A 23,528-nucleotide genomic window follows, 5' to 3' on the forward strand; every position below is an offset into this window, starting at 1 on the left:
GTCCGCTACTTTTGTTAGCGTAAGCTTAACACGCGGCAAACAAGTTGCACATGTCGGCGTTAGGTTAACCAGCAAGTTCGGCGCGATTTAGCGCACAATGTGACCAAAGTTCGTCCATGGCCTGGACCAGACGGTTCATTTCGTTGGGTCCATGGACCGGCGAAGGCGTAAAGCGCAGACGCTCGGTTCCCCGAGGAACGGTCGGGAAATTGATCGGCTGCACGTAGATCCCGTAGTCATCCAGCAGCATGTCGCTGAGCTTTTTGGTGTGCACCGGGTTGCCCACGATCACCGGAACGATGTGGCTGCCGTGATCGATCAGCGGCAAGCCCAGACCCTTCAGTCGCAGCTTGAGGATCTTGGCTTGGGTCTGATGCTGCTCACGCAGTTCGGGCGCTGTCTTGAGATACGCCACCGAGGCCGCAGCACCGGCCGCGACCGATGGTGGCAGCGATGTGGTGAAGATGAAGCCCGGGGCATATGAACGGACCGCATCGCACATCTTCGCGCTTGCTGCGATATACCCACCCATCACGCCGTAGGCTTTGGCCAAAGTGCCATTGATGATGTCGATCCGGTGCGCCAGGCGGTCTCTCTCGGTCACACCGCCGCCGCGCGGGCCGTACATCCCAACCGCGTGCACTTCGTCGATATAGGTCAGCGCGCCGAATTCGTCGGCCAGATCACAGATCTGTTCGATCGGACCGAAGTCGCCATCCATCGAGTAGACCGACTCGAACGCGATCAGCTTCGGCGCCGCCGGATCGTCGGCTTGCAGCAGCTCGCGCAGGTGCTCAACGTCATTGTGACGGAAGATCCGCTTGGCCCCGCCATTTCGGCGGACACCTTCGATCATCGACGCGTGGTTCAGTTCGTCGGAATAGATGATCAGCCCGGGAAACAACTTGGGCAGCGTGCTGAGCGTGGCGTCATTGGCGATGTAGGCGCTGGTGAACAGCAGGGCCGCTTCCTTGCCGTGCAGGTCGGCCAGCTCGGCCTCGAGCCGCTTGTGGTAGACGGTCGTCCCCGAGATGTTGCGCGTCCCGCCAGAGCCCGCTCCGGCTGCGTCGATCGCCTCGTGCATCGCCTCCAGCACGACGGGGTGCTGCCCCATGCCAAGGTAGTCGTTGCCGCACCAGACGGTGATGTTCTGCTGTGACCCGTCCGGACGCGTACGCACGGCATGGGGAAAATGTCCGTTGCGGCGTTCGATGTCGATGAAGGTCCGGTAACGGCCTTCGTCGTGCAGCCTGGCAATCGCTGAGTCGAGCTGAGCAGTGTAGTCCAAAGGACCCTCCTTCGTGACCCCGCCGCAGGGTGATTGCACGGCAAGGCTGTGTTCCGATGCGTATCATAACCGATTTTTCGGCCGCATCCGCGCCTATTTTCAGGTTTCCTGCCTAACGCCCAGACAGGGGTCGCAACTTTGATTTGCATCAATTATCGCCTTGAACCCGCAGCGACAAGTAAAGTTGAGACCATAAGGCGCGAGGAAACGACGCAGGTTACGCGCCGTTTCGCGCAGAATGTTTCCGATCAGACGCGCGTTTTCCCGCCGCTACGGGCTGGACGGCGCTGCCAGCGCTGTTAGGGTCCGCCGCAATATCTTATCCATTCAGGAGTACACCCATGTCGCTTGACGCCACTCTGAGCAAAATCGACTCTGACCTCTCAGCCTCCATCGAGCGGCTGATGGAGTTTCTGCGAATCCCGTCGATTTCCACCGATCCGGCCTTCAAGAAAGACGTGGACAAGGCAGCCGACTGGTTGGTCGACGACCTAAGAAGCATCGGGATCGATGCGAAAAAGCACCCGACCCCGGGCCACCCGATGGTCGTGGGCCATGTCGGCGACGACGCGGACGCCCCGCACGTGTTGTTCTACGGCCATTATGATGTGCAGCCCGTTGATCCCTTGGACCTGTGGAACCGTGACCCGTTCGACCCGGCGCTGGAAGAGACAGAACACGGTCAGGTCATCCGCGGACGGGGCTCTTCGGATGACAAGGGCCAGTTGATGACATTTGTCGAAGCTTGCCGCGCCTGGAAGGCGGTCAACGGCAAGCTGCCTTGCCGCATCACATTTTTCTTCGAAGGCGAAGAGGAATCCGGTTCACCTTCGCTGGTCCCATTTCTCGAGGCCAACAAGGAAGAGTTGAAGGCCGATCTGGCGCTGGTCTGCGACACCTCGATGGTATCACGCGGGGTGCCCTCGATCGCATCGCAATTGCGCGGCATGCTCAAGGACGAATTCACCATCATCGGTCCGCGCATCGACCTGCATTCCGGCCATTACGGCGGCCCCGGCTTGAACCCGCTGCGGGAAATCTCGCGGATCGTTGCCTCGTTCTACGATGATGAAACCGGACGGGTCGCTGTGGAAGGTTTCTACGAAGGGGTCCACGAAGTCCCCGCCGAACAGCTGCGCCAGTGGGAGAACTGTGGTTTTGACGAGGCCGAGTACCTCAACTCGGTAGGCTACACGCGACCTCATGGTGAGAAAGGGTACTCGACCCTGGAACAGCAGTGGGCGCGCCCGACGCTGGAGATCAACGGGCTGTGGGGCGGCTACAATGGCGCCGGTTCGAAAACGGTGATCCCCAGCCAGGCGCACTGCAAGATCACCTGTCGCCTGGTCGGTGAAATGGACCCGGACAAACTGCGCGACAAGATCCGGAAGCATGTTGAAGACCGGCTCTCGCCTGACGCCAAAGTCGTCTGGGACAATGATCTCGAAGGCTCCCCCGCATCCGTGATGAACCTGGATCGCCCGGAATTCGAAGCGGCACGCGCCGCACTGTCCGACGAATGGGGGCGCGAAGCCGTTTTCACCGGCATGGGAGGATCGATCCCGGTGGTGGGATATTTCAATACGGTCCTGGGCCTCGATTCAATGTTGGTCGGCTATGCCAACGACGATGACGCAATCCATTCGCCCAATGAAAAATACGACGTGAAGAGCTTTCACAAAGGGATCCGCTCGTGGGCCCGAATTCTGGACGCTCTGAGCCGATAGCCGCGAATATCGCAAGGCGCTGCCTTGCGCTCCGGGATACTCCGAGCCGGGTGAAGCGCGGATGCGAACTTCATCTGGCCGGCAGTATCCCGGGGGTGTCGCGGGCAACGCGGCCGGGGGCACCGCCCCCATAAGCCGCAGCCCGCGGACAGACCGTTTTACATGTGGATCACGCGCCCGTAGGCGTCCAAAACCGATTCATGCATCATTTCCGACAAGGTCGGGTGCGGGAAGACTGTATTCATCAGGTCTTCTTCGGTAGTCTCCAACTGGCGACCGACGACATAGCCCTGAATCAGTTCGGTCACTTCCGCACCAACCATATGGGCGCCCAGCAACTCGCCGGTTTTCGCGTCGAATACGGTTTTTATCATGCCTTCCGGCTCGCCCAATGCAATTGCCTTGCCATTGCCGATGAACGGGAAGCGGCCCACCTTGACATCAAAGCCAAGCTCCTTGGCCTTGGCCTCGGTATAGCCAACCGACGCGACCTGGGGATGACAATAGGTACATCCAGCGATGCTCTCCGGTTTCACGGGATGGGCATGTTTGCCAGCGATGAGTTCTGCGACCATCACGCCTTCGTGGCTGGCCTTGTGCGCAAGCCAAGGCGCCCCGGCGATGTCGCCGATTGCATAGAGGCCATCGACCCCGGTCCGGCAGTATGCATCCGTCACCACATGGGTGCGGTCAATTTTGACGCCCAGCGCCTCAAGCCCGAGGTTCTCGACATTTCCGACGATCCCAACGGCAGAGATGACAGTATCGAAATCGTGCTTTTCGACCTTGCCGCCGGTTTCGATATGAGCCGTCACCTTGCCTTTGCCGCGATCCAGCTGCTTGACCATGGATTTCTCCATGATCTTCATGCCCTGTTTGACAAACGATTTCTTGGCGAACGCGCTGATCTCGGCATCTTCGACCGGCAAGACCCGATCCATCACTTCGACCACGGTCGTGTCTGCGCCCAACGTATTGTAGAAGCTGGCAAACTCGATCCCGATCGCTCCGGACCCGATAACAAGCAGCTTTTTCGGCATCCGGGCCGGTTGCAGCGCATGTTTGTAGGTCCAGACCAGATCGCCATCTGCTTCCAGGCCCGGCAACTCGCGCGCACGGGCACCGGTGGCCAAGATGATGTTCTTCGCCGTCAGATCCTCGGTGCCCTTGTCGGTCTTGACCGTCACTTTGCCTTTCGACGGGATTGTCGCCTCGCCCATCACGACGGTGACTTTGTTCTTCTTCAGCAGATGACCGACGCCGCTGGTCAGTTGCTTGGCAACCCCGCGCGAGCGTTTGACGACCGCGTCCAGATCGTAACCGATCTTGTCGGCACTCAGACCGAAATCCTTTGCGCGCTCCATCAGGTGGAACACTTCGGCCGACCGCAGCAAGGCCTTGGTCGGGATGCAGCCCCAGTTCAGGCAGATGCCGCCCAGATGCTCGCGCTCGACCACGGCGGTCTTGAGGCCCAGTTGGGCCGCACGAATGGCAGCCACATAGCCGCCGGGGCCCGCACCGATTACGATCAGATCAAAGGATTGTGCAGCCATGTTTACCTCTCGGCGCAGGTCGATTGAAAACTAGTTTACCGTTAAACTATTTTTTTGAACGCATCAATATGCTGCCCCGCGACATATGTGACGCAGGGTCATCAGAATAAGAGCGCGCGCTATTCAGCCTATACCCCGCGTCCCTCGAAGGCTAGAAAAGACCTGCAACCATGTTCGAATTTCGGATCTACAGATTTTAGGGAACAATCATGGCCAAGACTCTCAAAGATTTGTTGCTTGCCCTTTTGAACGCCACACTGATCCTTGTGGCTCTGTGTCTGTTCCTTGGTTGGAAGCTGGCGCGAAGCGTCGAGAATATTCAGGACAACTTCAGAGAAAGCCTGCAAATCGTTCAGCCGCTGCGTGAACAGGCGCAGGGCGTCCGAGAGGATCTTGCAAGTCTGCGCGCTGATCTGTCCGGTATTCGCATCCTGGGAGATGATGAGCCTGAGTTGAAGCAGAAGCTTCAGCAGGCGCTGGTGCGATTGGACGAGGTCCAGGCCAAGCTGGAAACCACGCAGGCCCGCCTCAACGAACTGGTCGAAAACCCTCAGCTACTGATTGATTACGCAATCACCACGGCCGTCGATGCCACAACGGCCAGGCTGATCGAATTGCGCGGATGTGGAGAGGCGGCTTAACCCGCCGCCTGCAACTCACGCACCGTTGTGCCGTATCCGCCGCCGCTGACATATGCGGCTTCGGGTGCCGTGGTCTCACGGGCAAGCGCCGCGTTGCGGTACGGGAAACGCCCGAATTTCCGGATCACCTCACGATGGGCGCGGGCATGCAGCAGATTGCTTGCACCATGTTCCGGCATGCGCTGGCACATCAGGCGCACACAGCGCTCCTGATCGCACAGGTTCTCTGAGTGCATCATCGGCAGGTAGAAGAACTGTCGGGCTGGCTCGTCGATCTTCAGATCCCATTCCTTGTCGACGGCACATTTCGCTGCTGCCAGTGCCGCCTTGTCGGATGAGAAGGCTTTGCCGCTGCCTCGGAACATGTTGCGCGGAAACTGGTCCATGAGGATGATGTAGGCCAGCGATCCGCTGGGATATGTCAACCACAGAGAGAACTTACCCTCGCACGCGGCTTGCCATGTCTCAAGGAAGCGGTCCCGTATCTGCGCATCCAGCGCTTCATCTTCGCGGTACCACCCCTCGGGGCCTACTTCATCCAACCAGAAACTCAGTACTTCTTCAGGACCAACCATTGCCCTTGACTCCGTCTGTTCCCCCCCGAGGGACGTAACGTCATATAAGTCGGTTTTACAGACTTGTTACAGTAACATATTGCAACATTGACGACATAAATCCGGCGGTCAGGCAGGTTGGTGTTCTTCCTCTTCGTCCTGCGCCGCTTCGATCGCGACTTCTTGCGCAACTTCCAGTGCGACCGGCGATGCCGTCGGGTACAGCGGCGACATGGTGCCGGTTTCGTCCACGGGCACCGAGGCCCGCTGGGTCATCCGGTAGACCGCATAGACCGCCATGGCAAACAGTAGTGCGGCAATGAACAGGAAGAAGCCGGACGGCCCGAACACGGCATCCCCCATCAACCAACCGGTGATCAGCGGGCCGGCAATTGCGCCAAGCCCGTTGATGAAAATCAGCCCGCCGGACGCGGCTGCCATATCTTCGTGTTCGAGGTAGTCGTTGGTGTAGGCGATCAGCAGGGAATACAGTGGATTGGACATTCCACCGATGACAAAGGCCGCAGCCAGCAAAACCGGGAAGTCGACCCCGAAAACCATGCCCACCGCCGCACTGATGCCGCCCACGACCGACACCAGCAGGATCAACAGGCGCCGGTCCATACGATCCGAAAACCAGCCCAACGGATACTGCAGAACCAACGCGCCGATGTAGAATGACGCCACGAAGGTCGAAATCTCGACCAGTGTCAGCCCGGCCCGCGCGCCGTAAACCGCGGCCATGCCGAACTGAGCCGAGAAGATGCCACCCAACAGGAACATGCCAACACAGCCCAAGGGCGACGTGTCCATCAACTGCCTGAGCGTCATCGGCTTGGTCGTATCAAACGCCGGCGTCGGTGAAATCGACAAAAGGATCGGCGCAAAGGAAACGGAAACCAGGATCGAGGCAATCACAAAGGTTTCGTACCCGGCCGGGTCACCGACAAGCATCAGTGCCTGCGCGCTGACAATACCGATCATCTGGACGATCATGTAAAGCGACAAAGCCTGGCCACGGTTTTCGTTGCTCGCGGCGTTGTTCAGCCAGCTTTCGGCGGTCACGTACACGCCGGAAAAGCAGAACCCGATCACAACACGGCCCAGCGACCACGCGATTGGATCGGTCAGCATCGGATAGCTGATCATCACGGCAGAGATGAAGGACGCCAGCGCCGCGAAGACCCGCACGTGCCCGACCCGCCGTATCATCTCGGGTGCAAGACGGGATCCGCCCAGAAAGCCCACGAAATACGCGGACATGACAAATGACATCTGCAGGGTCGAAAACCCTTCGATCTCGCCCCGGACACCCAACAGGGTGCCCTGCAGGCCGTTGCCGATCATCAGCAGACCCATTCCGAGTAGAAGCGCCCACGCGCTGGCAAGTACCTGAAGCATGTTTGCACTCCAAATCCGCTGAACAATGGCTTTCGTTAAAGGATCAAACAATGTCTCGGTCGCGCTTGTCTACGACATTCGCCAGATTCGATCCCGCGATCCCGCCCTCTAAGGGATCAAAAGCGACGCGTCACCATAGGAAAAAAAGCGATAGCCACTTTTGATCGCATGATCATAGACCCGCAGCATCCTGTCCGGTCCCATCAGCGCCGAAACCAGCATCAGAAGCGTCGATTTCGGCAGATGGAAATTGGTCATCAGCGCGTCGGTGACCTGAAACTGGAAGCCGGGGTAGATGAAGATGTCGGTCTCCCCCTCCCAAGGCTGGATCGATCCATCGCGCGCGGCACTTTCGATCAGTCGCAAGGCGGTGGTGCCGACCGGGATGACGCGACCACCCGAGGCTTTGGTCGCCTGAATCTCGGCCGCGGCCTGCGGGCTGACCTGTCCCCATTCGGCATGCATCTTGTGGGTCGTCACATCCTCGACCTTGACCGGCAGGAACGTTCCGGCCCCGACGTGCAGGGTAACATGGGTGAACTCGACTCCCCGATCCGCAAGGGCCTGCAACAATGGCTCGTCAAAGTGCAGAGAGGCGGTCGGTGCCGCCACAGCCCCGGCCTGCCGCGCCCAAACGGTCTGATAATCAGTCTTGTCACGCTCGTCCGCGGGCCGTTTGGCCGCGATGTAGGGGGGCAAAGGCATTGCTCCGGCCTGCTCGAGCGCCTGGTCGAAATCATCGCCCTTCAGATTGAAGCGCAGATGGGCCTGGCCGTCAGCGACCCCTTCCAGAACCGCGCTGAGGTCGTCGGAGAACACAATTTCTTCGCCCACCCGGATCTTCTTGAGCGGTTTCAGCAATGCACCCCAGGTCCCGTCGGCGCGGGGCTCCAGCAAGGTGGCCTCGATCGCGGCCGAGACCGGACCCTGGGCGCTGTCGCGATGACGCCGGCCGCTCAGCCGGGCCGGGATGACGCGCGTGTCGTTAAGCACCAGCCGATCACCGGGGCTAAGCCAGTCGGGCAGGTTGAACACCCGATCATCCGAGATCGCGTCGCCCTGTGCCACCAGCAGGCGCGCCGAAGACCGCGGACTGGCGGGCCGCGTGGCAATCAGGTCATCAGGCAGGTAGAAATCGAAATCACTCAGCTTCATGGCCGCGCCATACATCGCCCGAACAGATTCGGCCACACTCTGCGTCAGCGGTCCTCGCCCCGGCTTCCCACCGACGGGCTGGGTCCGTCCGGTGCGACAGGCGTTGCGTTGGGGCCGTCGGAAACGGTTGGGGCAGGTTCTCGTAGCAAGTTGCGCAGAAACAGTGGCGCCAGACCGGACAGCGGGTTCACGGACACTTGCGGGGCCGAGATCGGGCCCACCAGCGTATAGTTGAACGCGAATACGCCCTCGCCCTTCTTGGTCAGGACGCTGCCAATCGCGTTCACCATATAGATCGGAGAGATCGCGCCGCGCAGGTTCAGGAACTTTCGTTCGGTATCCACCGTCCCGTCGAAGGACAGCCCCATCGACGGCCCGACCGCACTGCCGCTGAGAATCTTGACCTCGGTCGGCGTGATCCGCATCTCGCTGTCGATTGAAGAGAAGTAGATCCCCTGCCCGGCCATCTCGGTCAGTAGACCGACCAGACTGATGGCATTCAGCAACGCCGCCATGGCCGGAGCATCCTGGATCCGCGTGTCCGTGATTTTCAGGGTCAGATCGTAGTTGCCCGGGCCAGCCACCGGATTCAACCGGAGTTGCAGCTTTCCTCCTCTGGCCTGGGTCAACAAACCGGCAGACCGCAGTACCGCACCGGCGTCCACGGATTGCAGGCTGACCGCACTGCGCGATCCGCTGGGCACAACCTGCCCCTGGACCGGGGCGCCTCCGTTGACCTGAGCGGAAAATCCACCCTTCAACCCTCCGGTCGTTTCGAAATTGCCCTTCAAACCGGTCAGGGCCACTTCCTCGGTCACCTGCAGCCGGTCCAGCGCCACGTCAAGGTTCGGACCTCGACCCGATGACGCGCCGCCGCCGCTGCCGCTGCCGAACGTCGCTTTGCCCAGGTTGAGAATGCCGCCCAAAACGCGGATATCCGGCGCCGCGGCACCACGGCCGATCAACTCGGCCGGAACAGCCAACCAATCGCCCAGTTCAAAAGAACTGAACTGAACCCGATCCAAAGCGCCATTTGCGATCGAGATCGAGGCCACCGCGCGCAATCCGGCGGCATCAATCCGCAGGCTGTCCACTCGCAGTTGATCGCCCAGCGTCGCCTCGGTGGCCAACGTCCCGGCAGTGGCTGCGGATTTTTGCCACCCCAGTTCGGGAATTGCCATTCCGACGCCGACCAGATCAGAGGTCGCGGTCAGCTTTGTCGGCTCTCCCCCTCCAATTCCAAGACTGATTTCAGCCACGCCTTGCCCGGTCAGCATACCGGACGGCAATCCGGCCTTCAGTTCATCCATCAACCGCGGGGACAGTTCGATCTGCCCACTGAGTGTGCTGCGTTGTGCTGTCTTGCCGCCGATCGGTTGTCGCCAAGTCGCCTGTATCGGCACCTCACCGAACAGACCGTCTCCGTCTATGGCCACCTGGGTCTGATCCCCGCTCAGGCGCAGTTTGGCGGCGCTGATGCGGAAGCCCGGAACCAGTTTTTCCGTATCCAGATCAATCAATTCTCCCAGAAAGTGAAATTGCGTGTCCTCGAATTTCAACTCCTTGATCAAGGGCAGAGACAGAGTGCCGCCCAGTCGCACGCTGCCCGAAGCCAGATCAACCGGAAGGTTTGCCTTGGTCAGCAATTGCAGCGGCGCCCGGTCAAGCAACGACAAGGCCGAGGTCACACTGCCACTGGCCTGAACACGCACAATGCCCGGTGTATTCTTTTTGATGTCTGTATCCGGGATGATGAACGACGTCCCAGAGGCATCAACCGCGCCACCGTCATCGGCGATCACCACGCCCTTGCGGGCGGTCACTGTGAATCGACGGCCAATCAGCGTGGCCTGCCCACGCCCGCCTTGGATCGGCGGCAAGGTCTTGGCAAACCGAACCAGCGCATCATCGAAATCGAAATCAAGATACAGTTCGGGCTTGGAATCTCCGGGCCGCAGCCTCAGAACGAAGTCCATGTCCGACAGATTGCCTTCGTACAGGTTCTCGGTAACCCATTTGCGCGGCTTCGGAGCCAATCGGGGCGGCCAGTAATGCAGCAGCTTGTCCGATGCCATGTGCCCCAGCCGCGCGTTCAGATCCACGCTCCACCCCTCCGGCAGGCCCACAAGCTCGCCCGAAGCGCGCAATAGGTCTTCGCCATCCTCGACCACGACCTGCCCCAGCTGCAGCCGGAAGGGGTTCAGGCGCACTTGAAAGTCCAGATCGGCCTGCTTGACCTCTAGCGCATCAACGAACAGGTCGGCTGGGTTCACCCGGATACCGTTCAGACGGAACTGCACCGCCATGCTTTCCAGCGCGCCGGCCTCTACACCCTTCAGATAGGCTTTGCCCTCGCCCTGTACGCTGCCCCAGCCCGACACCACGGAAACCTCGTTGAAATCCAGAACCTGCTGCGCCGGGTCATAGGTGAAATACGTGCGGGCGGAGTCGAACGGAACCGGTCGGGTCTCGGGGTTGGGCTGAACGGCCCCTGTCCCAAGGTTCAAGGTTGCAAACACCGGCCCGAGCGCCCCGGCCCCGTCGATACTGCCGCGCAATGCGCCCGAGATCGGCGTGTCCAATACCTGCAACCAGGCCAGCGCCGGGGATTGCGCCGCGACGTCGGTCGCCGGAAGATCGGTGATCGAAATCCCGAACTGCGCCTCGGGTGAGCCGAGCGTGCTGGTGTAATTCGCTTCGATCATGCTGACATAGTCACGGCCCGCCAACACCGAGAACCCGGTCGCCAGCCGCAAGGCGCCTTCGCTCCGCGTCGCCAGAATATGCCCGCCGTCCAGAACCCAGGACCGCCCAAGGCGCAAGTCGCGGTAATCCAGCGTAATGGCGTCAAGCTCGACCGAAGTCAGGGACGACAGGACCGGTGACAGGAAGACCTGATCGGACTGTTCGATCAATTCGGCCAAGGTTGGCGCATTCTGCACAGGCGCGCTGCCGGAACCGACGGTCAGCGAGAGCGATCCGTCCTCGGCTCGGGTCAATGCGATCTGCGCGCCGTTGAGGGTGATCCGCTTGGGCCGGACATGGCCGCGCAGCAGCGGGCGCATCGCCAGGCTGGCCTGCATGCTCGAGACCTGTGCGATCTGGCGCCCCTCGGCGTCGCTGATCGAAACATCGCTGAGCCGCAGACGCGGGCGCCATTCCTGATTGATGATAAAGCTGACATCGCCGAACCGGATCTGCAGGCCGCCCAAAGCGTTTTCCAGCCGCGTTTCGACCCGGTCGCGCAGCCATTCCGGCGCATGGATCCGATGGCCAAACACCATGACCCCGGACAGGACGGCCAGAAACACCAGCAGGAACACCCCGCGCAAGGCCCACAGCCCGGCTGTCCGCCGACGGGATCGGCGGCGCGGCGGTTTCCCGCCCTTCTCAGCCTCGTCCTGTTCGTCTTGCGCCAATTTGCCGTCCACGTCTTTCAACCTGCCCGAGCCGCCCTATGATACGCGGCATCACCTACAAATCCTGACCGGAGTTCAAAATGCCTGACGTTCCAGACATCGCCCCCGATTTCACCTTGCCCCGCGATGGCGGCGGCACGGTCACCCTGTCGGACCTGCGCGGTCGTCCCGTTGTTCTGTTCTTTTATCCCCGCGATGATACGCCGGGCTGCACCAAGGAATCCATCGGTTTCTCGGAGCAGCTTCAATCCTTTGCCGACGCCGGTGCACAGGTTTTCGGCATCTCTCGCGACAGCGTTGCCAAGCACGACAAGTTCGTCGCCAAGCACGGGCTGACCACTCCGCTGCTGTCCGACGAAGGTTCGACCGTGTGCGAGGATTACGGCGTCTGGGTCGAAAAAAACATGTATGGCAAGAAGTCGATGGGGATCGCGCGCTCGACCTTTCTGATCGACGCCGACGGAAAGATCGCCCGCGTCTGGCGCAAGGTCAAAGTTCCCGGCCATGTGGATGAGGTGCTGGAGGCCGTACGCGCGCTTTGACGCTGCGGGCCATCCGGTCTAAGAGGCGGCAGTTTTCATCCAACCCGAGGATTACCGTGGCCAAAACCCTGACCCAGATGGCAACCGAGGTTCTGACCACTGCGGATGGGCGGTCCAAGACCGCCCTTTCCAAACGCTATGCCGCCGACTGGTTTGCAGCGCGCAACGGCGACGCCTCCGCGATCGAAGTCGGGACAGCCACGCCACCGTTGCATCCGTCGCGTCCTGACAAGCCCGAACTGCTGTCGCCGCGCGACGTGCCGCGCCGTCGCCCCGGCTCGGAGGCTGGACGCATCGCGCTGCTGCACGCTGTGGCCCATATCGAGTTGAATGCCGTGGACCTGCACTGGGACATCATCGCCCGGTTCGGGCATGTGCCGATGCCGGTCGGTTTCTACGACGACTGGGTAAAATGCGCCGAGGAGGAATCGCGCCATTTCGAAATGATCTGCGACTGCCTGGAAGCGATGGGCAGCCACTACGGCGACCTCCCGGCCCATGCCGGGATGTGGCGTGCGGCCGAGGACACCGCCGAAGACCTGATGGGCCGGCTGGCGGTGGTGCCGATGGTGCTCGAGGCGCGCGGCCTCGACGTGACACCGGGCATGATCGACATCTTCCGCAAGGCCAAGGCCGATCAGGCCGTGGCCGCGCTTGAAGTGATCTATGCCGAAGAAGTCGGGCATGTAGCCTATGGCTCGAAATGGTTCCACTTTCTGTGCGGCCGCGAGAATGCCGACCCCAAGGACGTGTTCCACCAACTGGTCCGGCGCTATTTTCATGGCGCGCTCAAGCCGCCCTTCAACGAGGAAAAGCGGGCCGAAGCCGGCCTGCCGCCCGATTTCTACTGGCCTTTGACCGAGGATCTGCCGCCCCCGGGAGACGCGAAACGCTGACGGAAACGTGCCGCTTTCGGCGATTTTCTGCCGATGACGTGCGGGAAAACACCGTAATTGTCGACCAATCGGTTAACAAACTTGCCCAACCGGGACCGGCCCTTTAAGCAATCGGCCCAAGGGGCGGCGATCCACTCACGACCGGTCCCGACATTGGGGATGAGAGGTAAGGCGCGTGAGAACACGTCTGGCAATCAAACTACACTCACTGCTCGAACGGCACTTCCCGGAACGCCGGGTCTTCCTGAAATCCGACAATGACACACGCTTCATCCGGCTCAGTTCGGAGACGCAGATCGTGGCCGCACTTGGCGTTTCGATCATGGTCGGCTGGACGGCGGTCGCCACGGCGATCCTGCTGATGGACAGCATCGGGTCGGGCAACTTCCGTGAACAGGCCAAGCGCGATCAGGCGACCTATCAGGAACGGCTGAACATCCTGTCGCAGGAACGCGACGCGCGGGCCCAGGAAGCACTGGCCGCGCACGCCCGGTTCAACTCGGCGCTTCAGCAGATTTCGGCGATGCAGTCGGAACTGCTGGAATCCGAAAACCGTCGACGCGAGCTGGAAACCGGCATCGAGGTCATTCAGACCACCCTGCGGTCGACCATGAAGCAACGTGAGGAAGCCCGGGCGCAACTCGCCGAGCTTCAGGAGAAATCCGATGGCGCATCAGTTGCGATGTTCGCCTCTGCCGCTCCGGCACAGATCGAATTCATGGCCGACGCCCTGACCCGGACAGCACAGCAGCGGGACCAGATCGCCACGGATGCACAGGCGGCACTGGACCAGCGCGATGAGCTTGAGCTGGAAATCCTGCTGATGCAGGAACGCAATGACGAGATCTTCCGCCAGTTGGAAGAAGCCATGGTGATCTCGGTTGAACCGCTGGACAAGATGTTCCGCGAGGCCGGAATGCCCACCGACCGGATGCTTGACGAAGTGCGGCGCGGCTACAGCGGCATGGGCGGCCCGCTGACGCCGATTTCCTTCAGCACCCGCGGCGAAGAGCTTTCGGCAGATGAGGTGCGCGCAAATCAGCTTCTGCAGCAGATGGACCAGCTGAATCTGTATCGCATAGCGGCCGAAAAGGCCCCGTTTGCCACACCGGTCAAATCGGCGTTCCGGTTCACCAGCGGATATGGTTATCGCCGCGACCCCAAAACCGGCGGGCGCCGGATGCACAAGGGCACCGACTTTGCGGCCCCGACGGGCACGGATATCTTCGCCACCGCCGACGGTGTCGTGACCCATGCGGGCTGGCAATCCGGCTATGGCCGTCTGATCAAGATAAAGCACGCCTTCGGGGTTGAGACACTTTATGCCCATAACTCGAAGATCCGCGTGAAGGTCGGCCAAAGGGTCTCGCGCGGGGATCACATTGCTGATATGGGTAATTCTGGACGGTCGACCGGAACGCATCTGCACTACGAGGTGCGCGTGAACGGAAAACCTGTAAACCCAATGGACTTCATCAAGGCTGCGAACAATGTTTTCTAAAAGCAAAATCAACGAGCCCGCACCCAAGGCATCCGAAACGGCCAAGCCGGCAGCCCCGGCGCCTCAGGCGACCCCTGCCCCGACCGAACAGAAGGCCGCAAGCACCGCGCCCAAGCCCAAGCCGCCGGCATCGGTTCTGTCGTCGGACCTGCATATCACCGGCAACATCAAGACCACCGGTGACATCCAGGTCGAAGGAACCGTCGAAGGCGACATCCGCGCGCATCTGCTGACTATCGGCGAAACCGCGACCATCAAAGGCGAAGTGACCGCGGACGACGTGGTTGTGAACGGCCGCATCGTGGGTCGTGTACGGGGTCTGAAAGTACGTCTGACCTCGACCGCCCGGGTTGAGGGCGACATCATCCACAAGACCATCGCCATCGAAAGCGGCGCGCATTTCGAAGGCTCGGTTCAGCGTCAGGACGATCCGCTGAATCCGGGACGCAGCGGTAAAACCGGAGCCAATCCGGCGGCTGAAGTCAGCCAGTAAACCGCTCCGAGTACCGAATTCCAAGAACGCCGCGGCCACTGTCCGCGGCGTTTTTCTATGCCCATCAGGCAACAATCGGGACCCCTATCAGCACCGCAAAGCCTTGCACGCGCGATACATTTTCACAAAAGTTGTTTTTTGAATTAAACTTCACCTCGTTGAAATTGGGAGGTTTTATCATGCGAGCAAAACTGATGGCCGAATTCTTCGGCACGTTCTGGCTGGTTCTCGGCGGTTGTGGCAGCGCGGTGCTGGCTGCCGGGGTCGCCGATGTAGGCATCGGATGGCTGGGCGTGTCCTTCGCCTTCGGCCTGACGGTCCTGACCATGGCCTTTGCGGTCGGCCACATATCGGGTGGTCACTTTAACCCCGCGGTCAGCCTCGGGCTTATGATCGGTGGGCGTTTCCCGTCCAAGGATCTGCTGCCCTATTGGGCTGCGCAGGTGCTTGGAGCGATACTGGCCGCAGCCGTTCTGTACGTGATCGTGAGCGGCGCACCCGGCTTCGAAGGCGTTGGCAGTTTTGCCTCGAACGGGTATGGCGAGGCCTCGCCCGAAGGGTTTTCGATGATGTCGGCGCTGGTGATCGAGATCGTTTTGACCGCCTTCTTCCTTATCATCATTCTGGGCGCGACATCCGAAAAGGCTCCAGCCGGGTTCGCGCCCATTGCCATTGGTCTTGGGCTGACGCTGATCCACCTGATTTCGATCCCGGTCACCAATACGTCGGTGAACCCGGCCCGCTCGACCGGGGTGGCGCTGTTTGCCGATGGCCCCGCTTTGGCGCAGCTGTGGCTGTTCTGGGTCGCCCCGCTGATCGGCGGCGCTTTGGGGGCCGCGATCTGGAAGATGATGGCCTCGGACGAATAGGAACCCGTCCTACTAATGCAAAACCCCTCCCGGCCCACGCCGGGAGGTGATCCTGTTTTCCGGTTGCGTGGGCCACACCCGCGGCAAGAATTCGACCGGTCGGATCAGGGTGGTTGAATTTCCGAAACGAACCGCCAGAATTCGCAGAACTCTGTGAAAGACCTGATCATGATTTCCTGGCCAAAGTTCCGGCGCCCCGCTTCCGCAATTCCCGCATCCACCGCCTGGATTGCGATGGCCAGTATTCCGCTGGTTCATTATTTCTGGCCAGACCTCGGCGCGGTCTCTGATCGGGATCAGACTGTTCTGTTCGCTCTGACGATCTTTGCCATTCTGGCCCTATCCGAGATTTTCATAGCGCGAATTCATCGCAAGCCGGGCAGCGGCTTGGTCTACAACCCGGAAAACTTCAAAGACCCGGCGTATCTGGCTGATTTCTGGATCAAACTTATTGGTCTGTCGGCCAGTCTTGCGCTGCTTGCGCTGTTCTACTCCACCGCCGACCTCTACCGGGATGAATGGTATCAGCCGTTCTTTTCGCTGTTCGGCGACTACTGGCCGCTGATCCTTGCGATTGTCCTTTCCGTTGTCACGGCGGTTCATTTCTCGATGCGGCATCCTCGCGACGGCATGTGGCATCTGGGACGTGTGGTTTTGTCTTTTGGTCGCCAATCCACCGGGGCCCGCGAGTTGAAATCCTTTCTTCTTGGGCTGGGCGTCAAAGGGTTCTTTCTGCCACTGATGTTCTGCTATCTGGTCTATGACTGGAGCTTTCTGCAGACCCGTTCGCTGTGGGATGCGCAGGACTTTCAACAGATCTACGCATATCTCTACCGCTTTGCCTTCTTTCTGGACTTGACGATCGTCACCATCGGCTATGCCACCGCCACCCGGCTTCTGACCTCTCACATCCGCTGGACCGAGACGACGGTGAGCGGATGGCTGGTCTGCGTGATCTGCTATGCCCCGTTCTGGCAGCTGCTGTCGCGCAGCTATTTCAACTATGTCGAGGATGGCTTCGCCTGGGGTGTCTGGCTGTGGGACTACCCTGTCCTCTACGGATTGTGGGGCGGCACCATCCTGTTCTTCCTGGCGGTCTATTGCCTGACCGCCGCGCGCATGGGTCTGCGGTTCTCGAACCTGACCTATCGCGGGCTGGCCTGCGACTTTCCCTACAACATCAGCAAACACCCGTCCTACATCAGCAAGAACATCACCTGGTGGATGATTTCGATCCCGTTCATCGCGGTCGACTTTTGGGCAGGCCTGGCCAACTGTCTGGCCCTGCTGGGTGTGAACCTGATCTATTTCGCACGGGCCTGGCACGAAGAGCGCTGCCTGTCACGCGCGCCGTCCTACCGAGCCTACAAAAAGCACGTGAACGAATACGGTCTTCTGGTCCGCATCCGGCGCGGCCTGAGCGGCTGGACCCGGAGCGTTGCCAGACAGGTGAATTGATCGCGCGGCGTGCGGGTCAACGCCCTGTCATCCAGATGCCGTCGGGCCAGAAGGCGTGGAAGGCAAACGCGAACATCACATCATGCACGACATCCCGTCCGGCACCATCCGTGACGCGGATCGATCCTATGTCGCGTCCCTTGTCGACGCGCCCGGCGTCCAGAGCCGAGGCCTGCCCCGCCGACCAAACGATGACAACGCCTGCTTCTGACAATCGCCCAGCCGCACGCAATCGCGTCAGAGGCCAGGCCCGCTCACCAACCCGCACCACCCGTTCGAGCGGTTGAATACCATGCGGAGGCAGCGCGCCGTCATACAGGAACGGTCTGCGCGCGCTGTCATACCCGCGATAAGGGTTGCGCCCGTAGTCCCGCGCAAAATTCGGCTCGGCCATCACCAGACCGTCGGGATTGCGCTTGCGGAACTGATCCCACCCTTCCATCCACGCTGGCAGCGCTGTCAACTGAGCACCGGTCAACTGGCCCACGATCGCCTCGCCGGTGGCTTGCTGCCACCAGCTTTCGGTTTCGCGGTCATACATGATCATGTCCGAATTTCGCAGCTTGCCGGACACGCCGAAACTGAGAACCCGTCCCGGGATACGCCGATCAAAAACCAGCCCCGAATTGCACAGTGGACAATAGGTAACCGCGACTGGACGGTTACCGATCCGATCATTCACGATTTCATGCCAGATCAGGTAACGCAGGGGATAGGCGCGCGGGCGCGTACCGGGCAGTTCCACCGTGATCACGGCCTCGGTCAGCCCCAGCCCGGTTTCCGCCGTAGCTGGGACAAACTCGGGCTTGTCGATGGCCGGGATGCCGTCTTTCGGCGGTCCGCCGGACCGGACTTCAGACCAGTCACCGATCGAGGTGACCGAAAAATCGGTTTTGGGCCATTCGTCGCGCCACAGGTTCGGGTCCGCGGACACCGCGGTTGCGCAGAACAGCAGAAGGGCAAACAGACGGCATCGCATGAGGCACCTTTGGCTAGCTGCCATCGTGCGTCAGGCAGTGCGGCCAGGCCAAGCCCCTTACACAGGGACGTGAAGCGCCGTGCGCGGACAACCCGGCGCGCAATCCGCGCCGGGTCTAGGGATCATTCGGTGACGGTCACATTGGTCATGACGTCCGGTTGGCCGACCACCGCGCCGTTCGGGCCTGTGCCGCGTTTGATCGCATCAACAACATCCATGCCGTCGGTCACCTTGCCCACCACCGTGTACTGGCCATTCAGGGTCGGGGCCGGTTCGAACATGATGAAGAACTGCGAATTTGCGCTGTTCGGATTGCTTGCGCGAGCCATTCCGACAATGCCGCGCTCGTACGGAACTTCGGAAAACTCGGCTGGTAGGTCCGGACGGCTTGAACCGCCGGTGCCGGCACGACGCATGTCGCTGCCCAGTTTACCGTATTCCACGTCCCCGGTCTGTGCCATGAACCCCTCGATCACGCGGTGGAACACCACCCCGTCATACTTGCCTTCGGCGGCCAGAGCGGTGATCTGCTCGACATGCTTGGGCGCGACGTCCTCGAACAGGTCGATGGTGATCGTGCCGTTGGCCTCGCCCTCGACTTCGATCTGCAGGCCTGCGGCCAGCGCGGGGCTGGCCAACAAGGTAAAAACGGCGGCCAGCTTATACATCGGCGGCCACCTTGACGCTGATCATGCGGTCGGGGTTCGCAGGCGGCTCGCCGCGGGTGATGGCATCGACATGCTCCATCCCCTCGATCACGCGGCCGTAAACGGTGTATTGACCGTTGAGGAAGTGGTTGTCCTTGAAGTTGATGAAGAACTGCGAGTTGGCCGAGTTCGGGTTGGCCGAACGAGCGGCACCCAGGGTGCCCCGGTCATGCGGCAACTTGGAAAACTCGGCCGGAAGGTTCGGCAAGGACGACCCGCCAGTGCCTGCCATGCGGATGTTGAAGCCGTCTTCCATGTCGCCGTGCTGCACGTCGCCGGTCTGCGCCATGAAGCCGTCGATCACCCGGTGAAAGGCCACGTTGTCATACTCGCCCGCGCGCGCCAGTTCCTTCATGCGCTCGCTGTGCTGAGGCGCCACGTCCGGCAGCAGTTCGATGACGACGTTACCGTCCTTCAGCTCGATGATGATGGTGTTTTCGGGATCCTTGATCTCGGCCATGGGGCCCTCCTGTGGAATTGATTTGCGCAAATACCTATGCGCCGGACGCGCGAAAGCCAAGTGACGCATTGACCTGAGGGCAAAATGCAGGAAAAGAACCGCTTACGCGTGGTGACAACGGCGAGGATGACACGATGGGCTGGAAAACTCTGGACGACATGGATTTGCAGGGCAAACGCGTTCTTGTGCGCGTAGACATCAACGTCCCGGTTCTGGATGGCGCCGTGACCGATGACACGCGGATCCAGCGGATCGTGCCCACGGTGCGCGACATTCTGGCCGCTGGCGGCAAACCCATCCTGCTGGCCCATTTCGGCCGGCCCGGCGGTGAGCGTCGGCAGAACCTGTCGCTGAAACAGCTGGTGCCCGCGCTGGAAGCCGCCTTTGGAACCAAGGTCCGCTTCGGAGAGGATTGCGTCGGATACGAGGCTGAAATCGCCGCGGCAAACCAAGGTGACGGCGAGGTCTTGCTGCTGGAGAACACCCGCTTTCACGCCGAGGAGACCCAGAACAGCATGACCTTGGCCGAAGGTATGGCCAAGATGGGAGACATCTACTGCAACGACGCTTTCTCGGCGGCTCATCGGGCGCACAGTTCGACCGAGGCACTGGCGCGCCTTTTGCCCTCCTGCGCCGGGCGCCTGATGCAGGCAGAGCTCAGCGCACTCGAAGCCGCTCTGGGCAATCCTCAGCGTCCGGTGACCGCCGTGGTCGGTGGGGCCAAGGTATCAACCAAGCTGGATCTACTGGGCAACCTGATCGAGAAGGTCGACAACCTGATCATCGGCGGCGGCATGGCCAACACCTTTCTGTTGGCCAAAGGGCTGGACGTTGGCAAATCGTTGGCCGAGCACGCGATGACCGATACTGCAGCCGAAATCATGTCAAAAGCAGACAAGGCAGGCTGCCGGATCGTCCTGCCCAGCGATGTTGTCGTTGCCGAGAAATTCGAAGCACACGCCCCACACAAGGTCGTCCCAGCGAACAAGTGCCCCGCAGATTCGATGATCCTGGACGCCGGGCCGGACAGCGTCGCCGCAATCTGCACCATCTTCGAACAGAGCAAGACTCTGATCTGGAACGGCCCATTGGGGGCGTTCGAACTGGAACCCTTCGACGCAGCGACAAATGCCGCTGCATTGAAAGCCGCAGAACTGACGCGGGCGGGCAAACTTGTGTCGGTCGCCGGTGGCGGCGATACGGTTGCAGCCCTCAACGCCTCGGGTGCCGCGCAGGACTTCACCTACATCTCGACCGCCGGCGGTGCGTTCCTGGAATGGATGGAGGGCAAAACCCTGCCCGGTGTGGCAGCGCTGGCCCAATAACCCCATTCTAGTTGGCGATCGGCATTCGTGGTATTCTCTCACAGACCGGGAGATGGGCCATGAAAGCCGTTGCCACGTTTGCTGTTATCCTCTTGCCCAGTGTTTCTTGCGCGCAGTCCCATTGCGCCGGGCAAACTCAGATCGACGCCACTTTCTGTGCCAAAGAGAAATGGGAAATCGCTGACAAAGAACTGAACCGCCTCTGGAAAGAGGTCAAATCAGCGGCGGATAAGCGCGGAAACGGCGAGGCTTTGTTGAACGAACAGCGCGCTTGGTTGAAACGAAGGGATGCAACTTGTGACCCCGAACTCAAAAGCGATGGCAGTGCCGCGCAAATGTTCTATTGGTCTTGCATGGAAGAACAGACCCTGAATCGAAATCAGGAACTGTCCGCTTTGCGTTGAGCGGATACCTACGCGGTCATGGCTCTTCGAGCATCACTTTTTTCGTCGAATTGCAAAAAGTGCGAACGGGGGATTCACAACCCGAATCACCTGTGACATAGTGCCGACAGATGCCCGCAAAGGGCACGTTTTTTGAGGCAGTATTCATACGGCGGTTAACAGAGTGTCCCGTTCCAATCGGCCCGGTCTGGGCGCAGTCGCATTCTTTTCGGTGGCTTTCATGCTGGGTGTCTATTTCACCTTTGCTGCCGTTCAGGGCGACTATGGCCTGTTCCGACGGATCGAGATTTCAGCGGAACGGGACGCTCTGTCACGCGACCTTGCGGCGCTGAACGCCGACATCGCTCGGATGGAAAACCTGACCCGACGCCTTTCAGACACCTACCTGGATCTCGACCTGCTGGATCAGCAGGCCCGAACCGTTTTGGGAATGATCCGGGCTGATGAAATCGTCATCCGCTAACTAGCTGTTTGCCCGACCGCCCCGGTTTCCTCTGCAGTTGGCAACTGATACCCGAAAGCGTCGATTTCCCGTCGGAACAGGTCAGCCACCAGGTCCACGGCTTCGCCGTCCCAGTTTTCACCGTAGAAAACATCGAACTGCTTTGATTTCCGAATGCCGGAATTCAAACGCTTGTCGCCCAGACTGACATCGCCAAGGCCGAAGTCATCCAGCACCTGCGCCAAATCGCTGTCCAGGCTTTCGTATCGCAACACCCGATCAACCGCGATCTCGCCGCCCTCAGAATAAAGATGGAAGTCAGAGAAGAACTTCAGGCGAGTCCGGCAAAAGCTCAGGAACAGTGCGTTTGCGTCGTTGATCTGTGTTCCGCGCTGATGCATCCAGAAATAGAACGCTGAGACAGCCTTGTCCCAAGGGTTTCTCTCAACGCAAATGCTGCTGCATCCCTCCGCAATATCAGACAGATACCGATTGACCACACCGATCCCATTGTGAGGGTAGCGAGCATGGACTTCGCCCTTGGCTCGGTCTGTTAACTGCCTATCTGAAAGGCGAAAACCTGCCGGATTTCGGGTGGAAACAGATACTCCTATCCGGTCCAGGACGCTGCGTCACATTTCCGCTCGCCAGAAAGCACGAAATGCTTTATGAGATAGTTTAACGCTAAACTATCTTGCCGGAAGGGAGAGGTCGCCACGATGGCTGCGCGAAAAACCACAAAGAAACCAAATGTTTCTGCGGAAGAACTCAAAACCTACTACCGCGAGATGCTGTTGATCCGCCGATTCGAGGAAAAGGCCGGTCAACTATACGGCATGGGTCTGATCGGCGGTTTTTGCCACCTTTACATCGGTCAGGAAGCCGTCGTCGTGGGGCTCGAAGCTGCGGCCGAGGATGGCGACAAGCGCATCACCTCCTACCGCGACCACGGCCATATGCTGGCCTGCGGGATGGATCCGGGCGGCGTCATGGCTGAATTGACCGGACGCGAAGGCGGCCTGTCCAAGGGCAAGGGCGGCTCGATGCACATGTTCTCGAAAGAAAAGCACTTCTACGGTGGCCATGGCATCGTCGGCGCACAGGTTCCGCTGGGTGCAGGCCTGGCCTTTGCAGACAAGTACAAAGACAACGGCCGCGTGACCTTTACCTATTTCGGTGACGGCGCAGCGAACCAGGGTCAAGTCTATGAAACCTTCAACATGGCGGCCATTTGGCAATTGCCAGTGGTCTTCGTGATCGAGAACAACCAGTACGCGATGGGCACGGCGCAAGCGCGCTCAACCTCGACCAAGGACATCTATCACCGCGGTGAGGCGTTCGGCATCCCGGGCGAAATTGTCAACGGAATGGACGTGCTGGCAGTGAAAGAGGCCGGCGAAAAGGCCGTGGCGCACTGCCGGGCTGGGAAGGGCCCGTACATCCTCGAGGTCAAAACCTACCGCTACCGCGGCCACTCGATGTCGGACCCCGCCAAGTACCGCACTCGCGAAGAGGTGCAGAAGGTGCGCGAGCAGAGCGACCCGATCGAACACGTGCGCGAGCTGCTGCTGACCGGCAAGCACGCCACCGAGGATGACCTGAAGGCGATCGACAAGGAAATCAAGGAGGTCGTCAACCAGGCCGCCGAGTTCGCCAAGGAAAGCCCCGAGCCGTCGCTGGACGAGCTCTGGACCGACATTTACGCCTGAGAGGA

The 23,528-nt window shown here is 60.4% G+C and carries 22 protein-coding genes; 12 read left to right on the top strand and 10 right to left on the bottom strand.

Going from position 1 to position 23,528, the window contains the following annotated elements; translation table 11 throughout:
- Positions 1-64: 64 nt before the first annotated feature.
- Positions 65-1,288 (bottom strand): 5-aminolevulinate synthase, encoded by a 1,224-nt coding sequence (gene hemA / locus ACR0CU_RS07235; protein ID WP_170338140.1) that lies wholly within the window; start codon positions 1,286-1,288, stop codon positions 65-67.
- Positions 1,289-1,629: 341 nt separating this feature from the next.
- Between hemA and ACR0CU_RS07240 the strand changes: the two genes are divergently transcribed.
- Entirely contained in the window at positions 1,630-3,015 is a 1,386-nt protein-coding gene (locus tag ACR0CU_RS07240; protein ID WP_480642728.1) for a dipeptidase, read from the top strand.
- Between the two features lie 158 nt (positions 3,016-3,173).
- Here ACR0CU_RS07240 and lpdA read toward each other — a convergent pair whose 3' ends face one another.
- Positions 3,174-4,568 (bottom strand): dihydrolipoyl dehydrogenase, encoded by a 1,395-nt coding sequence (lpdA, locus tag ACR0CU_RS07245; RefSeq protein ID WP_170358809.1) that lies wholly within the window; start codon positions 4,566-4,568, stop codon positions 3,174-3,176.
- A gap of 209 nt (positions 4,569-4,777) precedes the next feature.
- On the opposite strand from lpdA, the gene ACR0CU_RS07250 reads away from it, so the two are divergent.
- Positions 4,778-5,209 (top strand): hypothetical protein, encoded by a 432-nt coding sequence (locus ACR0CU_RS07250; protein ID WP_170338134.1) that lies wholly within the window; start codon positions 4,778-4,780, stop codon positions 5,207-5,209.
- Here the strand turns inward: ACR0CU_RS07250 and ACR0CU_RS07255 are convergent.
- The 4 genes from ACR0CU_RS07255 to ACR0CU_RS07270 all read right to left on the bottom strand — a co-directional run bounded on the left by ACR0CU_RS07255 (position 5,206) and on the right by ACR0CU_RS07270 (position 11,750).
- Positions 5,206-5,784, bottom strand: coding sequence for a DUF924 family protein (locus ACR0CU_RS07255; RefSeq protein WP_170338132.1), 579 nt, complete (start codon positions 5,782-5,784; stop codon positions 5,206-5,208). The genes ACR0CU_RS07250 and ACR0CU_RS07255 overlap by 4 nt on opposite strands.
- Positions 5,785-5,892: 108 nt before the next feature.
- On the bottom strand, positions 5,893-7,164 hold the full coding sequence (locus tag ACR0CU_RS07260) for an MFS transporter (protein ID WP_170358807.1): 1,272 nt from the start codon (positions 7,162-7,164) through the stop codon (positions 5,893-5,895).
- Positions 7,165-7,272: 108 nt separating this feature from the next.
- Positions 7,273-8,319, bottom strand: coding sequence for a tRNA preQ1(34) S-adenosylmethionine ribosyltransferase-isomerase QueA (queA, locus tag ACR0CU_RS07265; protein ID WP_170339427.1), 1,047 nt, complete (start codon positions 8,317-8,319; stop codon positions 7,273-7,275).
- Between the two features lie 44 nt (positions 8,320-8,363).
- Complete coding sequence (locus ACR0CU_RS07270) at positions 8,364-11,750, bottom strand: YhdP family protein (protein ID WP_480642730.1); 3,387 nt, start codon at positions 11,748-11,750, stop codon at positions 8,364-8,366.
- A gap of 68 nt (positions 11,751-11,818) precedes the next feature.
- On the opposite strand from ACR0CU_RS07270, the gene ACR0CU_RS07275 reads away from it, so the two are divergent.
- From ACR0CU_RS07275 to ACR0CU_RS07300, 6 genes are all read left to right on the top strand, one after another.
- Positions 11,819-12,280: a peroxiredoxin gene (locus tag ACR0CU_RS07275; RefSeq protein WP_480642732.1), complete on the top strand. Its 462-nt coding sequence runs from the start codon at positions 11,819-11,821 to the stop codon at positions 12,278-12,280.
- A gap of 77 nt (positions 12,281-12,357) precedes the next feature.
- Positions 12,358-13,176 carry a ferritin-like domain-containing protein gene (locus ACR0CU_RS07280; RefSeq protein ID WP_170456807.1) on the top strand — a complete coding sequence of 273 codons (819 nt, stop codon included), beginning with the start codon at positions 12,358-12,360 and terminating at the stop codon, positions 13,174-13,176.
- Between the two features lie 175 nt (positions 13,177-13,351).
- Positions 13,352-14,677: a DUF5930 domain-containing protein gene (locus ACR0CU_RS07285; RefSeq protein ID WP_170358803.1), complete on the top strand. Its 1,326-nt coding sequence runs from the start codon at positions 13,352-13,354 to the stop codon at positions 14,675-14,677.
- Positions 14,667-15,170, top strand: a complete 504-nt coding sequence (locus tag ACR0CU_RS07290) for a bactofilin family protein (RefSeq protein ID WP_170338122.1) — start codon at positions 14,667-14,669, stop codon at positions 15,168-15,170. Before ACR0CU_RS07285 ends, ACR0CU_RS07290 begins: the two co-directional genes overlap by 11 nt.
- Before the next feature lie 179 nt (positions 15,171-15,349).
- Positions 15,350-16,039, top strand: a complete 690-nt coding sequence (gene aqpZ, locus ACR0CU_RS07295; protein WP_170446477.1) for an aquaporin Z — start codon at positions 15,350-15,352, stop codon at positions 16,037-16,039.
- 153 nt (positions 16,040-16,192) lie between these two features.
- Entirely contained in the window at positions 16,193-17,497 is a 1,305-nt protein-coding gene (locus ACR0CU_RS07300) for a hypothetical protein (RefSeq protein ID WP_217356786.1), read from the top strand.
- Between the two features lie 16 nt (positions 17,498-17,513).
- On the opposite strand, the gene ACR0CU_RS07305 is transcribed toward ACR0CU_RS07300, so the two are convergent.
- From ACR0CU_RS07305 to ACR0CU_RS07315, 3 genes are all read right to left on the bottom strand, one after another.
- Positions 17,514-18,476 (bottom strand): DUF3179 domain-containing protein, encoded by a 963-nt coding sequence (locus ACR0CU_RS07305; RefSeq protein ID WP_170446481.1) that lies wholly within the window; start codon positions 18,474-18,476, stop codon positions 17,514-17,516.
- A 122-nt stretch (positions 18,477-18,598) separates the two neighbouring features.
- Positions 18,599-19,144, bottom strand: coding sequence for a peptidylprolyl isomerase (locus tag ACR0CU_RS07310; RefSeq protein ID WP_170538680.1), 546 nt, complete (start codon positions 19,142-19,144; stop codon positions 18,599-18,601).
- A complete protein-coding gene (locus ACR0CU_RS07315) occupies positions 19,137-19,643 on the bottom strand; it encodes a peptidylprolyl isomerase (RefSeq protein ID WP_093962382.1) in 507 nt (168 codons plus the stop codon). Before ACR0CU_RS07315 ends, ACR0CU_RS07310 begins: the two co-directional genes overlap by 8 nt.
- Before the next feature lie 134 nt (positions 19,644-19,777).
- Between ACR0CU_RS07315 and ACR0CU_RS07320 the strand changes: the two genes are divergently transcribed.
- The 3 genes from ACR0CU_RS07320 (at position 19,778) to ACR0CU_RS07330 (ending at position 21,835) form a co-directional block, all read left to right on the top strand.
- Positions 19,778-20,968, top strand: a complete 1,191-nt coding sequence (locus ACR0CU_RS07320) for a phosphoglycerate kinase (RefSeq protein ID WP_480642736.1) — start codon at positions 19,778-19,780, stop codon at positions 20,966-20,968.
- 59 nt (positions 20,969-21,027) lie between these two features.
- Entirely contained in the window at positions 21,028-21,372 is a 345-nt protein-coding gene (locus tag ACR0CU_RS07325) for a lysozyme inhibitor LprI family protein (RefSeq protein WP_170446485.1), read from the top strand.
- A gap of 163 nt (positions 21,373-21,535) precedes the next feature.
- Complete coding sequence (locus ACR0CU_RS07330; protein ID WP_170338112.1) at positions 21,536-21,835, top strand: FtsB family cell division protein; 300 nt, start codon at positions 21,536-21,538, stop codon at positions 21,833-21,835.
- Here the strand turns inward: ACR0CU_RS07330 and ACR0CU_RS07335 are convergent.
- Positions 21,832-22,215, bottom strand: a complete 384-nt coding sequence (locus ACR0CU_RS07335; protein WP_170446488.1) for a hypothetical protein — start codon at positions 22,213-22,215, stop codon at positions 21,832-21,834. The genes ACR0CU_RS07330 and ACR0CU_RS07335 overlap by 4 nt on opposite strands.
- A 318-nt stretch (positions 22,216-22,533) precedes the next feature.
- Between ACR0CU_RS07335 and pdhA the strand changes: the two genes are divergently transcribed.
- Positions 22,534-23,523 (top strand): pyruvate dehydrogenase (acetyl-transferring) E1 component subunit alpha, encoded by a 990-nt coding sequence (gene pdhA / locus ACR0CU_RS07340; RefSeq protein WP_170363245.1) that lies wholly within the window; start codon positions 22,534-22,536, stop codon positions 23,521-23,523.
- Positions 23,524-23,528: the final 5 nt, after the last annotated feature.

The organism is Ruegeria sp. BC2 (assembly GCF_056539245.1).

Coding starts and splice junctions, on each gene's coding strand:
- ACR0CU_RS07240 (WP_480642728.1), top strand. CDS start 1,630: ATGTCGCTTGACGCCACTCTGAGCAAAATCGACTCTGACCTCTCAGCC.
- lpdA (WP_170358809.1), bottom strand. CDS start 4,568: ATGGCTGCACAATCCTTTGATCTGATCGTAATCGGTGCGGGCCCCGGC.
- ACR0CU_RS07250 (WP_170338134.1), top strand. CDS start 4,778: ATGGCCAAGACTCTCAAAGATTTGTTGCTTGCCCTTTTGAACGCCACA.
- ACR0CU_RS07255 (WP_170338132.1), bottom strand. CDS start 5,784: ATGGTTGGTCCTGAAGAAGTACTGAGTTTCTGGTTGGATGAAGTAGGC.
- ACR0CU_RS07260 (WP_170358807.1), bottom strand. CDS start 7,164: ATGCTTCAGGTACTTGCCAGCGCGTGGGCGCTTCTACTCGGAATGGGT.
- queA (WP_170339427.1), bottom strand. CDS start 8,319: ATGAAGCTGAGTGATTTCGATTTCTACCTGCCTGATGACCTGATTGCC.
- ACR0CU_RS07275 (WP_480642732.1), top strand. CDS start 11,819: ATGCCTGACGTTCCAGACATCGCCCCCGATTTCACCTTGCCCCGCGAT.
- ACR0CU_RS07280 (WP_170456807.1), top strand. CDS start 12,358: ATGGCAACCGAGGTTCTGACCACTGCGGATGGGCGGTCCAAGACCGCC.
- ACR0CU_RS07290 (WP_170338122.1), top strand. CDS start 14,667: ATGTTTTCTAAAAGCAAAATCAACGAGCCCGCACCCAAGGCATCCGAA.
- aqpZ (WP_170446477.1), top strand. CDS start 15,350: ATGCGAGCAAAACTGATGGCCGAATTCTTCGGCACGTTCTGGCTGGTT.
- ACR0CU_RS07305 (WP_170446481.1), bottom strand. CDS start 18,476: ATGCGATGCCGTCTGTTTGCCCTTCTGCTGTTCTGCGCAACCGCGGTG.
- ACR0CU_RS07310 (WP_170538680.1), bottom strand. CDS start 19,144: ATGTATAAGCTGGCCGCCGTTTTTACCTTGTTGGCCAGCCCCGCGCTG.
- ACR0CU_RS07315 (WP_093962382.1), bottom strand. CDS start 19,643: ATGGCCGAGATCAAGGATCCCGAAAACACCATCATCATCGAGCTGAAG.
- ACR0CU_RS07320 (WP_480642736.1), top strand. CDS start 19,778: ATGGGCTGGAAAACTCTGGACGACATGGATTTGCAGGGCAAACGCGTT.
- ACR0CU_RS07325 (WP_170446485.1), top strand. CDS start 21,028: ATGAAAGCCGTTGCCACGTTTGCTGTTATCCTCTTGCCCAGTGTTTCT.
- ACR0CU_RS07335 (WP_170446488.1), bottom strand. CDS start 22,215: ATGCATCAGCGCGGAACACAGATCAACGACGCAAACGCACTGTTCCTG.
- pdhA (WP_170363245.1), top strand. CDS start 22,534: ATGGCTGCGCGAAAAACCACAAAGAAACCAAATGTTTCTGCGGAAGAA.